Source organism: Trichodesmium erythraeum IMS101 (assembly GCF_000014265.1).
GTDB lineage: Bacteria > Cyanobacteriota > Cyanobacteriia > Cyanobacteriales > Microcoleaceae > Trichodesmium > Trichodesmium erythraeum.
This window is the reverse complement of record NC_008312.1, coordinates 4,757,835-4,771,052: the sequence shown is the minus strand read 5'-3', so window position 1 is coordinate 4,771,052 and position 13,218 is coordinate 4,757,835. Positions and strand designations below refer to the sequence as shown.

At 36.7% G+C, this 13,218-nt stretch carries 9 protein-coding genes and 1 pseudogene; 1 reads left to right on the top strand and 9 read right to left on the bottom strand.

What is annotated here, in order from left to right:
• Positions 1-20 precede the first annotated feature (20 nt).
• The 4 genes from TERY_RS14930 to TERY_RS28195 form a co-directional block, all read right to left on the bottom strand.
• Positions 21-2,831 (bottom strand): DUF1156 domain-containing protein, encoded by a 2,811-nt coding sequence (locus TERY_RS14930; protein ID WP_011612598.1) that lies wholly within the window; start codon positions 2,829-2,831, stop codon positions 21-23.
• Positions 2,832-2,895: 64 nt separating this feature from the next.
• Positions 2,896-3,327, bottom strand: coding sequence for a DUF7680 family protein (locus tag TERY_RS14925; RefSeq protein WP_011612597.1), 432 nt, complete (start codon positions 3,325-3,327; stop codon positions 2,896-2,898).
• Positions 3,327-6,599, bottom strand: a complete 3,273-nt coding sequence (locus tag TERY_RS14920) for a DUF499 domain-containing protein (protein ID WP_011612596.1) — start codon at positions 6,597-6,599, stop codon at positions 3,327-3,329. Before TERY_RS14920 ends, TERY_RS14925 begins: the two co-directional genes overlap by 1 nt.
• Positions 6,600-6,715: 116 nt before the next feature.
• The gene (locus TERY_RS28195; protein WP_044136846.1) at positions 6,716-6,898 is read right to left on the bottom strand and encodes a helix-turn-helix domain-containing protein; all 183 of its coding nucleotides are present in this window, start codon (positions 6,896-6,898) and stop codon (positions 6,716-6,718) included.
• 236 nt (positions 6,899-7,134) lie between these two features.
• Here TERY_RS28195 and TERY_RS30825 point away from each other — a divergent pair.
• Positions 7,135-8,054 (top strand): annotated as a pseudogene (locus TERY_RS30825) (IS5 family transposase); the annotation flags it as partial.
• Between the two features lie 590 nt (positions 8,055-8,644).
• Here the strand turns inward: TERY_RS30825 and TERY_RS14900 are convergent.
• From TERY_RS14900 to TERY_RS14880, 5 genes are all read right to left on the bottom strand, one after another.
• Positions 8,645-9,595 carry a TauD/TfdA family dioxygenase gene (locus TERY_RS14900; RefSeq protein ID WP_011612591.1) on the bottom strand — a complete coding sequence of 317 codons (951 nt, stop codon included), beginning with the start codon at positions 9,593-9,595 and terminating at the stop codon, positions 8,645-8,647.
• A 36-nt stretch (positions 9,596-9,631) separates the two neighbouring features.
• The gene (locus tag TERY_RS14895; RefSeq protein ID WP_011612590.1) at positions 9,632-10,264 is read right to left on the bottom strand and encodes a hypothetical protein; all 633 of its coding nucleotides are present in this window, start codon (positions 10,262-10,264) and stop codon (positions 9,632-9,634) included.
• On the bottom strand, positions 10,261-11,019 hold the full coding sequence (locus tag TERY_RS14890) for a TylF/MycF/NovP-related O-methyltransferase (protein WP_011612589.1): 759 nt from the start codon (positions 11,017-11,019) through the stop codon (positions 10,261-10,263). The genes TERY_RS14895 and TERY_RS14890 overlap by 4 nt, the downstream gene beginning before the upstream one ends.
• A gap of 158 nt (positions 11,020-11,177) precedes the next feature.
• A complete protein-coding gene (locus TERY_RS14885) occupies positions 11,178-11,573 on the bottom strand; it encodes a hypothetical protein (RefSeq protein ID WP_196797067.1) in 396 nt (131 codons plus the stop codon).
• Complete coding sequence (locus TERY_RS14880) at positions 11,549-13,069, bottom strand: phosphotransferase (protein ID WP_011612587.1); 1,521 nt, start codon at positions 13,067-13,069, stop codon at positions 11,549-11,551. The genes TERY_RS14885 and TERY_RS14880 overlap by 25 nt, the downstream gene beginning before the upstream one ends.
• Between the last annotated feature and the right edge of the window lie 149 nt (positions 13,070-13,218).

The window sequence follows — 13,218 nt, the reverse complement described above, 5'->3', positions numbered from 1 at the left end:
TTTTAACTATAAATTGCTATTTAAACATCTCCAAAATCTAAGCTTAACTGCTGTTCAAATAATTCTAATTGTTTCCCTTGGGTACTGACATTATCTTTAATTTCATCCATCATTAAACACAAATTCATCAAGGTTTGTTCCTCTTCTATTTTATCGGGAATTACTTTTAATGCTACTTCAATAGTTTGCATAAACATTTCATTGCTTAATAATCCTGTTTTTTCCATAAACCGACGGACTACTTCTACATTTTCCTCTTCTTGATAAATAGCAATAATAGCATGAATGTCATCTACTAAATATTGACTAGAAAAATCTTGTGGAGTGACCGAAAATGCTCGTTTTTTCAGTCGTTGTCGGGGTGTTAATAATTTGCAAGTGCCACTCGTTGAGTCTAATAATTTGTGAACTTTAACCAGGTCGTTGACGTTGAAACCTCCTATGGCTAGGGCAAGTTGTCTGGCTTCATCAAAGGGGAACTCCCTGGCACTGAAAGCATCCCAAGCTAATAAATACCATTGGGTCAAAATATCAAAGCCCGCTGTGTCTGTTTGTACAAGTTTCTGGAAGCGGTAGTTAGCGATCGCTTTTCTAGCTTCAGCAAAGGCGACTTCGGGGCGGACTTCTACTCCACTGTTGTCTAATATGGGATAGGAACGACTGAATACGTTTAATGCTGGGCCGAATGCGCTGAGATATAGGTCAATTCCCGTGATGTCATTTTTTTCAAAGTCGGGGGCGCGTTCCTCTACTTGGTTGGCAACTTCTGGTTGCAGGTCATCCCACCATGCTTGAGGGGCGTTGGGGTCACGTTTGCGACAGACAAGTAAGACGGTGCTGGAAACAGAATTTTTCTTAGCTTGATGGAGGTTTTGGGGGTTTTCAGTACTGACTGCCCAAGATGCGGTGATTTCAAAACCAGCGTCAATGAGAGATTTTGCTAAGACATCCCACGCGCCGGACTCTTTGTGGTTAAATTGTACCGTCATTACGCCGTCGTCGCGCAAGACTCGGTAATGTTCGGCAAAGGCGAGTGCCATTTTTGCTTCGTAGTCTTGGTTTGCAAGTTCATCGGGGGATGTTCCCATGTTGCGGAAGCGGGAGGGGTTGGCAACTGCTTCTCTGTCTTTGTCGGTGAGTTCGGTTAAGTAGAGGTCGGGGAAGATATCGCCTAAGACTCGGCGCTGCCAGACGTAGAAAAAGTCCGATAGTTCGGCGTATTGAATGGTGGCGTAGTAGGGCGGGTCGGTGATGATGGCATCTACTGAGTTATTGGGGATGTGGTAGAGGGTGTCTGCTGATGTGGAGTCTATTTGGATGGTTTTGTTGTGTTGTTGGGTGTCAATGGGTAGAGGTTTGGCGTTGAGGAGTTGGCAAATTTTAGGATATCCGCTTTGAACAGTTTGAGAATATACTGACCAAAGCTTTGCACTACCAGATGCTTCAACGTAGTTCCACATTAAATTAAGAGAATGTTGGGCAGATGACATTTGAATTCCCCAACTTCCTGCTGGGTTTAGGTGAGTAAGTCTGCTGTTTATGTCAACGCATCTATCCAATATCAATGCCAAATAAGTAGCGATCGCCTCTACTTTATCGGGTTCATATTCTGCTTGTAATTGTAACTTAACATCGTTAATAATTTCGACATAAGTGACAAGGGTTAGAAGTTGACGGGGATTAAATAATTTTGACCATTGGTTAATTCCATATCTAATAAGTTCGTCTGTTTTCTCACCAGAGTTAATTTCGATTTCTGGTAATAAACCACTTAATTGAAATTCCTCAAAACTACTATTCAAATAATAATCAGTTTTACCCAATCCATCAAAGTCAACATTTTGAGGTAATCTAAACTCTAAACTTCCCTTACCTTTTTTAAATGCCACTGCATACATTTGATGCCCAAGCTTTCCTGACCGTGCCTGAGATTTAATTACACCATCCTCAATCACATTACCACAATTCAAACATTTACCCACACCCCTACTAATAGTATTGTAGTCACTCGGATCGAACTCACCCTCATCAGTCTTAATAGTCGTACCTTTTCCCTTACTTCCTTTTATCAACTCAAAATCAACCCGCTTCCCTTCAGGATTAGGAATAGGTTTCACCGCACACCATTTATGTAAATTCTGCTTTTCCGGGCGTTTATATAACCACCAATTCGGACTCAAAGGCACAACCGACTGACAACTGGGACAAACCACCGTATGGGCCCACAAATAATTCTGCACCCTTTCCCCTGGCAACGACGGGAAAAACTCAGCCAACCGTTTCTCTGCCTCATCCCCTACCCACTGCACCCACTTATCAATATCCTGCTGCAAGTCAGGTCCGAATTTCAAAGGATATTCCATCGCTGCTTTCATTGTCACCACTGCCACCGGATTCAAATCTGATGCCAAAACATTCAACCCATACCGCGCTGCTTCAAAAGGAATACTCCCACCACCACCGAACGCATCCAAAATAGTAGGTGTTCTGGTCCCCCAGGTTTTCTCACAGTAGTCATGTACCTGCTTAATTCTTGTTTCATCAGGAGGAGTTTTATAAAGCTTAGTATCATCCTTATACTGTTCACTTTTTTGAATAGAATTGCTCCGCTTTTTCAACCCTAATAAATACTCAAACTCTTCTACAGAAATATCATCAGGCAATAAAGAAGCTAAAACCGAAGCTCTTGAAAACGATAAAGGTTTACGAGAATACCAGCGATGCAACCCCTTAAAAGGATTACCTCCATGTTCATAATAAACCTGTTGATTTAATAATTTCACAGGCATAATTTTTTCAATAAAAACAGTCGGACGTTGGGAATTATTCATTTATTTTTTCCTATAAATAATGGATAGATATTAGTGAAAATATGGCCGCGATATATATATTTATTTACAGGTCTCCTAATAAAACTCTCATCGCTTTCAAAGCTGGACTGCGTTTACCATTATTAATTTTACCAAACCAATAATGAGCTTCTTCATCACTCATTTCCATTACTCCCTCAGTAATATTAGACATTCTTTCTAGTTTTGATAAAGGTTGTAACGCCTGAAATAAAATTGCTAAACTTACTCCAGACTCTTCAGACAAAATATAAGGAGATTGCCGTTTATAAGAAAGAGTTTTTGGGTCATATTTATTAACTTTAAGAGTTTGATAAATTGCCTGTCTTGCTAATATTAAAGCATTACCTTTTATCTTCGCAATTCTCTTAGCAGAAGGTCGTTTTTTCTCCCCTGCTTTTTTATAAGAACATTGATATAATTCCAATGCCAAATTATTATTATCTAATGGCACAACTCTTAACTGAAACTCTTGCATTAATATGTCACCTTTGCATTTAAGCTAATGTGCTCAACCGGGTTACGGGTTAAGGCTTGTTTGATAGCATTGAGTTCGTGACCTCCTGGTGTAATAGGTGTAGTAAACTCAATAGTAATTTTGATACTAACATCTGCTTGAGCGTTTGGTACATTCAGTAAACCACTAATAGTAGTGAAAAAACTTTGAAACCCCCGTATTTTCCCTTGATATTCAAGCCGCACAAACTGGTCTGGTGCTTGAATAGTTACTGTTTGGTCTATGGAAATGTTAAACCTGCTAAGTAATGGTAAAGCTGTACCTATTTTACGATAGTCTACTGTTTTATCTACCGTTAATTCTAAAGACTCAATAGTTGCGACTTTGCGATCGCTACATTCATCAACAAATTTAGTGAACACAGCATTAACCGTTCCCTCTAGGTTAATATTGGGGGGTTGAAAGTCAAAGACATTTCCTTGAGTACCCTCACTATCACTCTTACCAGGAACTCGATAAGTACCCGTGGGAGACTTAACACTTCTCGCCGGAGCAAGAGTAACAGCATATTCTTTTGACTCAGTTTCATCATTACCATAGTCAGCTATAACCTTGAAAACAGTATTCTCAGTAATAGTAGTTTTATACTCATCACTTGGCTTAAAATTACCAGGAATGACATCATTATCTTGGTAGAGAGTAACAGTCAAAGCACCCTTAGCTTTCCATCTGACTCCTACAGGTTTAGCAGCTTCCCGACTCTGCATCACCTGAGCATTAAGTTCAATTATTTTTGGTGCAGGAGGTTCCAATATTCCCCGACGGTACAATACAATATTGTCAGAAAATTCGATTTTGATATTAGTTAAACTGGGTAAACCAAGCTCTGTTTTGATAAACAACTGCTCCCCTACTTTCATATCCCACTGCCCCTCTTGTACCCCCTTGAGAATAGTATCTCGTAACAATGAAATTTCTCCACCCATCAGAAATTTTAAGCTTAAGTCTTTAGCAAATGTGTCCTTAATACCTTTTGTAGATATTGAGTCTAACCCACTAGACCAAACTTTCTGTAAAATAAAAGCAGGTGCATAAGGTTTAGCTTCCTCTTCCGAACGAAATTTTTGACAGTCTTTGAGAGCCTTAACAATTATATCTTGTTGATTACTTTTACCTTTAATTGTACTAGAATCTTGAGTAGGTAAAGTATAGTGCATTAAACCATTAGGAGCTTTTTTCGGGTCATTACTCGGATAGAATAAATGACGGTAAGTATTAGTTAAAGAAACTCTCACATCTAAGTCTTTTGCTCCGCTTCTTTCCTTCAGTTGTTTCTTCTGAGTTTCTGATAAGTCTTGCAGACGATTTTGACTTTTTAAAATGTTTTGAATAGCCTTATATTCCCTAGCATTATCGACAGTTTTTTGTAATTCAATTTCATTAGCAAGTAAGAATAATAAACGGTTACGATAAACTCTGAATTTTCCTGATTCACCCGTATTATTAAACATTTTATCCACAATTTCCGGCGGATTATCTGTAGTAGATTTTACCGTTGCTTCATCAAAATCAATTAAACATAGAGCAATTTCATCCGGTTTATCATCAATATCAGAAGGACTAGCTGGAGCTAAAATTAAATTGTTAAATATATTTTTAGCAAAAATACTATCCCGTCGCTCTCGTAAATAGTCTTTAGCTTCAATTATCCCTACCATATCTTTTTCCTCAGTCACAATTTTATTAATTGAAGGCTCTTCTTTAAATCTACTTCTAGATGTTATAGGGTCATAGTCTAAATACCAAGCAACTGAAGTTAACTTTTCCAAAGCACGTTCCACAAATCCAATTTCAATTCCTGGTGTTAAGAGAGATAAATTTAATTCCGATTTATTTATACCAGAAGAAGTACCTCGAGTCAAAGAATGAAGAAAAATTGTTCTAGCAGTCCAAGTTGTAAAAGTTGGTTTACCTGCTGCTATCCAGTTTTCATCTTGAACCTGAGCATAAGCTTTTCTGCCATCGGTATTGTAAATATCTGCCCTAATAGGAGGCATCATCTGAGAACGTTGTAGTTTGGAGGTCAAGTCATTAGTTACCTTGTCATCCATTCCCACTGGTATGTGGTGAGTATGTATCATGAGAGTATGTTCTGGGGGGTTTTGCCATAGATATTTGACAACCTGAGCAAATAAACGTAACGCACCTCTAGTTTTTTGAAACTCTGGGATAGAGGCAATTTTTTTCGTCAATAGGTTAAATAACTCTGGATGGAATGGGTAACTTTGAGTAATTGCACTTGCATAGTCAGCATCTTTACATCCATCTGGTAAATTGAGTTTACAAGCGCGATATGATTCAAGATATTGTTTGGAGATTTTTTCAGCAACTTCAGCACTTACACTATCAAATAATCGTTGTTTGACAATATTATAAACTTCCACATCTGTAGAAGGACTAATAATTAATTCTTGTCGTGCCGAAGCAGATCTTACTTCTTTTAATTCTTTGGATATTTCTTCTTTGAATTCTGTAGTTTCCTGAGAAAAAGTGTCGGATGTAGAAGCTAAAGAGTAAACAAATACAATATTATCACTAGCACCTGCTAAGTTCATTAAAGTAAATACAAAAGCCACCACTTGTTCTGCTAAATTAGTATCACCAACAATCTTTGCTTTAGCAGTTCGTAAACAATGGGCAATTTCATCTAATATAATTACTGTGGGGTTGCCATTAATCAAATTTTCAAGAACAGAAGTACCCGGACTACCCCCTTTTTTATCACTACCAGACAAAAGTTCATAACCGGCAATTCCTCCTATTTGATAGGCAATTTCTCCCCATAAAGTATAAGTTGTAATTCCTGTATCTTGATGAAAAACACCATTCTCTGGGTCTAAGTCACGACCATCTACTGCTGCTACTTGAATAGGAGAATTAGGAATTAAATTTAAATCAGTAAAACGTTCTAAACCTTGTATTTTTCTACCTGCTTGACAAATATGCCAAATAGCTATTTCATCGTGAGTTTTACCACCACCAAAACTTGTTTCTAATCTAATCACAGGTGCCCCTGCTGCTGACTTATTGAGACGAGAAAATACTTCTTTAATCAGACTTTTTAGCCCGTCAGTGGGATAAGTATTGGCAAAAAAAGCATCAGCATTTTGATAAACATAAGGAGCTTTTCCTTCTACAACTGATATTAGTTTAGCTGCAAATATTTCTGCTGATAAATTACCTGATTGAATTTCGGCTTTAGGAATGCAAGCTTGAAATATTGAGGATAGCATGATTACAAATATTTTAATTTATAAGTAGTTAATTTGATTTTTTACAGAACAAAATGTCAGATTTTTTTCTAGACAAAAACCTCTTTAATAAATCTGTTTTATCTTTTCCTAATACCTTAATTTAGTGAGTAGATTGATTTTATCACTATTGGAGATGAGCGACTATGTCCATTTTCCCTATTATTTGCCGTCTGGAATGATATACCTAAGTGTTTAGCAAATTTTGTCTGAGATAGTCCTAAACGCTGTCTCAGGGTTTTGACTAGATGTGGAGTATTTACTGAGGTATTGTGTGTCATGGAAATTATTACAAAAGAGTAGTATTATCTTACCTATCAAAAGTTAGATAAGCAAGGGTAATTTTACTGTTATTAATTAATTTATAAATACTTGTGCCAAAAATTTTACTTTAAATAACGTTTGAAAGTTCGATAAATTTAGAGATTTAAAAATAGACAAATACTTTGTTGCACAAAGCAAGGAAAGATGGTAAAAATAACAGTGGGTAGCACAAAATCCTGCATTAACTCTCCTTATGAGTAAGTCCAAGTCTAAGTCCAAGTCCAAGTACCGGGTTAGCAACTGGTCGTATGGATGATGCCTCCTTAAAGCAGAGAGGGAGGCTGACATTTTGGCTAAGTTATGAAGTGATAGAACAGTGGGTAAACCAACATCAAACTGGGCGTCAGGGAGCACCGAATACCTATAGCGATGTAGCTATTGAACTAATGGTCACTCTCAGTAGTTTGTTTGCAGGGCGCGGCGACAGACAGAAGGATTTGTAGAATCTATATTTGATTTTTAGAGATTAGATTTACCTGTACCAGACCATAGCACTGTATGCCGTAGGGTCAGAAAACTAAGTATCGGGAGACCAGTGAGACCAAGGACAGAAGGGATGCATTTGGTAGTTGATTCTACAGGGGTCAAAGTCTACGGTGAAGGGGAATGGAAAACCAGGATTCATGGTGTAGGTAAACGTAGGACATGACGTAAATTACTAGAGTGTGAATGAGGCCACCGGAGAGATTGTCACAGCAGTTGTCACAAATGATGTGAGTGACGACCAAGTATTTTCTAACCTATTAGATGGAGTAGAAGGTGAAATAGCCCAAGTTTCAGGTGATGGGGCTGATGACAAATACAAGTGCTATGAAACAGCTCACCAAAGAGGCGTAAAAATGCTGTGATTAGGCAGCATGGCAACTGTAAAGCCCTACCCGCCCCCAGAGATGAGAACCTCAGAGGAGTTCGTCAAATAGGACGGCAAAAATGGAAGCATGAAAGTGGATACCATAGACGCTCTCTATCTGAAACCACTATGTTTAGGTTCAAAGTTTTATTTAGTGGGAAGTTACGAAGACGATCATTTGATATCAAGCAGTGGAGTTATTCATTCAATGCGCTATCCTGAACCCCATGATACAGAATGGTAAACCCGAAAGTTATCAAGTACACCTGCATCTCTCCAGGGAGTCATCTGCGATCGCAACATTCATGCAACAAAGCCGTTCTATAGAATTAATTTGTTTAATTTGTTAGCTCAAATTCTGATGATAATTCATGTATCCTTTTGTGCTACATAATGAAGTGCGGAATGTGGGTTTTAAAGTTTTGACAGGGTAAGGAACCAGGCTTTTGAGCATTTATACTCATTACTTCTACAAGCCTGAACGGTAGAAATTACCATGATTTAGATGGGTTTGCCCTGAAATCTTCCTGATAATAATTGCCTCATACAGTGCCAAAATAGTATAGTTTTTCTTTTAGGGTAGGGAACATACTATTTTGACGTTGCGCGATAGCCTTGTTAATTATTTAGATAAATATTATGGCATTTTTTGTCCTAATAGATCTGGCGATTATTATATATAGTCATTTAATTTAAGAACGAAACACTTTTTCACCTGAAATCTTTTCATAGCAAGAAACACTTGTCTCAATCTAACGTGAAATGACTATATTCTCTGAGTAGAAGTAACTTAAATACTTCAAACAGTTGTTAACTTGTATTTCTGGCAATATGGGGTGCTCGCAATTCATACCTATTTCAGTCTGTTATAGGCAGAGGCATCCCCCTTAACTGACTTGCTTTCTATACCTTCAAGGCTAATAGGTAAGTTTCCCGCAATTGTTACCCGTTGAACACGACGAGGCTGGGAACCAAAATCATTGATCCCATAATGTTGCGTTACTCGATTATCCCAGAAAGCAATATCGCCTTGTTCCCAATGCCAACGTACAGTATTTTCCGGACGTATTATATAGGATTGCAATATCTTCAGTATCTGCATTGATTCATTTATCGAAAAACCTTGAAGTTGGCGGACAAAAGCACCAATAAACAGCCCTCTTTCACCCGAATCAGGAACAACCTGAACTACTGGATGTAATGTCTGGTATTCAATTGAAGTGAAAATTTTACCTAGTTCTTGTCGTTTTTTCGATATATTTGCAGTTGCCCCTAGATAGTCATTATATGTATTGCTATGAACCGCCCAAAGCTGGTTAGCAAAGTTACGCAGTGGTATAGGCATATCTTGATAAGCTGTCACAGTATTTGCCCAGATTGTATCTCCTCCAACGGCAGGTATTTCAACTGCACGCAAAATTGAGGCAAAAGGAGGACGATCAATAAATGTCACATCCGTATGCCATTGATTAGTTCGGTTGTCCATACGTCCATAATCGAAGTCAAAGATCTCTGGATGACCAGGTAAAGATGAAAGTAGTGGATGTGCAGTGGTAAGAATCCCAAATTGACGGGCAAAGGCAACCTGACTTATTTCAGTAAGCTCTTGCTGTCTAAAGAAAATTACCTTATACTTGATTAATACTTGGCGAATATCATGAATTGTTTCATCGCTAAGAGTCTGCTTAAGATCAAGTCCAACTATTTCTGCTCCGATACGTCCAGCGAGGGGATAAACATTAAAGTTATTATATACATTTGACTCTAAATGTTTATTTTCCTGAGTTTGAGGTATTTTACTCATCTAAATTACTTCTAAATTACTCTATTTAAATAAAACTTAATACCAATAAAGTTCTTCACAGTATTGAATATATTCATTTCTTTGAATGTTCCCAAATGAAAACCAGTCAATGTAATTTCTTAGTTCTTCACAGGGCAAACTTTGAATGTCCTTAATATATAAAATTTCTTGAGATTCCCAATTCACAATATTGGTTGAAAACAAACCGTAAAAAGCCTCTTCCCATGAAGTTGCAATTACCCTAGATTTACGGCTTGTTATTTTTGTATTCATTGATGAACTACCAGGCTTGGCACTTGCCAAAGCATAAATAATGTCCATTGTCTGAGTTTGATACAAATCATTAGCCTTCTTCAGATTTGAATTAGTTTTATTGAGTAAACACCATTCCTTAATGATTAAGATGGAAAGTCGATCTGATAACATACCAATAGAATTGAGCCCAACCCCTAAGTTGGTATCTGTTTTACACCAATTATATTGAGGGCGATTTAATTTTTGGTAGTTAATAATCATACTTTCCTTCAACTCAACAAGCCTAGCTGACAAATCTGTCAGCAATATTTTTAGAGGAATAGGAGTTGAAGATAACCCTAAAGAATTTAGTAACTGATAGCTTTGGGCAGTTAGTTCCTTAAAATAATTTACAAGTTGTTGGTTCTGATTCATGTGTAGTTTTTTGTACTAGATGACTTAATAACATAAGCTGTGGGACAAGGATAATGTAGAGCTTTAATTTGAATATTCTTCTTTTCAAAAAACTGATCTGCACCTTGCGCTTCTGACCATTGATGATAGGCATACTCATCAAATACAACAATACCTCCAACAGATACTCGATCCCAAAATGCCGTCAACGCATGGTAGGTTGGATAATGTAAGTCTAAATCCAGATATAGGCAAGATATCTTGAAGCCAGGTCTTTTCGCTACAAAATCTGGAGCAACTTTTGAAATATCACCTTGAACAAGCTCGTAGCTATTCTTATCAAATGCTGCATTAGCAATTAAATCGTGAACAAATTGTTCTGCTCCTTCTTCATGTTTATAACCCCTTGTCTCAAATAAATCCTTCATGGAAATTTGATCCTGTCCAGATAATGAATTAAGCAAAGATTCTGTGTCAAAATAGTCAAAACCAATAACTTTCTTTAATGCGTTAGGTGCGAGAATTTTTTTAAGTTTCAGCCAAGTCAACATCCCACTTCCTCTGTAAACTCCAGCTTCCACAATATCACCAGGTACATTAATAATTTGTTCAAAAATTAAGGTTCTAGCTATTAGCTTGGCTAATATTTTCGTTTCGTTACTAAAAATAAATTTCTCAAAAGCATCATAAATTTCACTTTGTGCTTTGGTTCTTCTCTCTAAAGGAATTGGACTATTTGCTTCTGATGTTTGTTCAGTTTGATTTTGGTTTTCCATAAAACTGTTTTCTTTGTGTATGAATGGGTGACTCAATAAGTTATTTTATCATCATGTCGTGAGAAATAGAAATACCTTCTGTCTGTTCTTTTGTTACTATTGAGTAACACATTTAAAAGCCTAGTAACTAAAAACTTTAGACTATATGCTTTGAAAATTTACATATTAGGATTATTTATTATTCTAAGAGAATTTAATCCTCCATCTCTTAATAAATTTATAGCATAACTAGTAAGAAGGCCTGACGGTTTTTTGTCATTGATACAAATTCTTTCTCCAGTTGGTACACCAAAAATTGCAATGTTGTAACGAAGATTATGTTGATCTAATAAGAACAGGGTAGTATCACGCAGATCTTCTGTACGAGCAGTTAGTAAAATTACAAAATCTTGTTTTGAAATCTGTTGCCAAAATTCTTCAACTCCAGGGAGCAAAACTTCGTCATTTTGTTGATGGCCATTATGCTTAAGAATAACTCCATCAATGTCAATCAACCAAGTTTTCGGTAAACAACTTAATACTAATTCTGTCATTTTAGCACATCCTCCAACCAAAATAATCCATTATAAAAACTCGCTAAAATTGAATCATAATCGTCTTTAACATAGCCTGATAGTGATAGCCAAATTAGGGAATGCAATAGCCTAATAACAAAGATTTGATTGGCAAATTTTTCTACAAACATTGACTCCAAATCTTGCCAACCATTGCTTTCGATACTAATATCAACTTGCTGGTCAATAATCTTAAGCTGGAAACGCCGACGATTAAAAGAATCATAGTCTCCTACAACTGAATAGTATAATTTTGCCCAGTCATACAGAGGATCACCATAGAGCCAACTTGAGCCAAAATAACCCCTTGGATCAATTAGCCAAACTTTGTCTTGATTGTCAACAAGTATATTAGAAAAGGTTGGATCACCATGAATTAGCATAAAGTTATCAACTTGAATTTCGGCAACTAATTGAGAAATTAAATTTTCATACTGAGAATGAAAGGGATTGCGACATAGACAACCATTCACTTGAATCGTTGGTTTTTCAAAATGAGGAATTAGTTGAGCAACACTATTAACACGGTTATAAGTTTTTTGAAGGTAAACTTCGATCAAAGTTTTAGCATTAGCCTGTTTTCGATCACAACTATGAAGCTTATTTAAAGTTTGAAAAATATCACTCAGAATTTCTCTTTTTTGTTGATAGCTGACTTCTAATTCAAAAGGATGTACTCCTGTAATTCTAGAAATAGTCATTGGCTGGTCAGAAATTAGGGTGGGCAAATGATTAAACCCTAATGAGTGAGCATTACGATACCAATTAATTTCCCTTTCAATTAATGTCTCAAATTCTGGGATTCGTGCTTTTTTGATTACTTGATCTCCTACGATCTCAACAGAGTTAAAAAAGCGATTAACAGGCCTTTGTTTTTGATATTCTGCAATATGCTCCTGAGTCCCGAACTCATAGGTATGATCTAGAAAAAGCTCATTAAACTGTATAGATTTTTGAGCGAACCAACGGACACATTCCCCTGATGAAGGAATATCTTTCAGAACGGTTTTATTATGGAAGACAAAGAATCCTGCAATTCCTCGCTCGCTTGAGGCTTCCTCCAAACAATTTCCAGTATCATCATAAGACCAGCGACATGGGAAAGAACGACTCAAACCAATCCAGTTTTTTCCTTCAATTTTACAATCAGGAATATCTTCAAACAGTAAGTCACACCAGACTAATAAGAATGGATTATTTTCTGGAATATAGCTTAAGGCTTGATCAATTCCAGATATTGTTCCTTTAGTTTTTGCTTGTATTAACTGGACAGAAACTTTAGGTGGAAAAACTTGCAGATATTTGTCTAAGACTTCGTAACTGTAATCCCCTATAACGAGAAAGTTAGAGTCTGGAAAATGAGAAAACAAATGATATAAAAGTGGCTGAGAAGCAATTGAGAGTAGACACTTGGGCTTATTCCACGTATAGTGTTTTAAGCGTGTTCCTTTTCCACCAGCTTGAGCAATAACCCAAGGAATTTCTTGTAGTTTCATGAGTTGTGATCCCTTATTGGAATACCTAGTTATATTTATTACGTCTGATGTGAATTAAAATTAACCTTTATTTGATAGTAGTTTCAGTCATTGGAAAAAATTACAAATTAATTAAAAAAACCAAAGTAACAAGACTTTTAGCTTCTATT

Coding starts and splice junctions, on each gene's coding strand:
- TERY_RS14900 (WP_011612591.1), bottom strand. CDS start 9,595: ATGAGTAAAATACCTCAAACTCAGGAAAATAAACATTTAGAGTCAAAT.
- TERY_RS14925 (WP_011612597.1), bottom strand. CDS start 3,327: ATGCAAGAGTTTCAGTTAAGAGTTGTGCCATTAGATAATAATAATTTG.
- TERY_RS14890 (WP_011612589.1), bottom strand. CDS start 11,019: ATGGAAAACCAAAATCAAACTGAACAAACATCAGAAGCAAATAGTCCA.
- TERY_RS14920 (WP_011612596.1), bottom strand. CDS start 6,599: ATGCTATCCTCAATATTTCAAGCTTGCATTCCTAAAGCCGAAATTCAA.
- TERY_RS14930 (WP_011612598.1), bottom strand. CDS start 2,831: ATGAATAATTCCCAACGTCCGACTGTTTTTATTGAAAAAATTATGCCT.
- TERY_RS28195 (WP_044136846.1), bottom strand. CDS start 6,898: ATGACACACAATACCTCAGTAAATACTCCACATCTAGTCAAAACCCTG.
- TERY_RS14895 (WP_011612590.1), bottom strand. CDS start 10,264: ATGAATCAGAACCAACAACTTGTAAATTATTTTAAGGAACTAACTGCC.
- TERY_RS14880 (WP_011612587.1), bottom strand. CDS start 13,069: ATGAAACTACAAGAAATTCCTTGGGTTATTGCTCAAGCTGGTGGAAAA.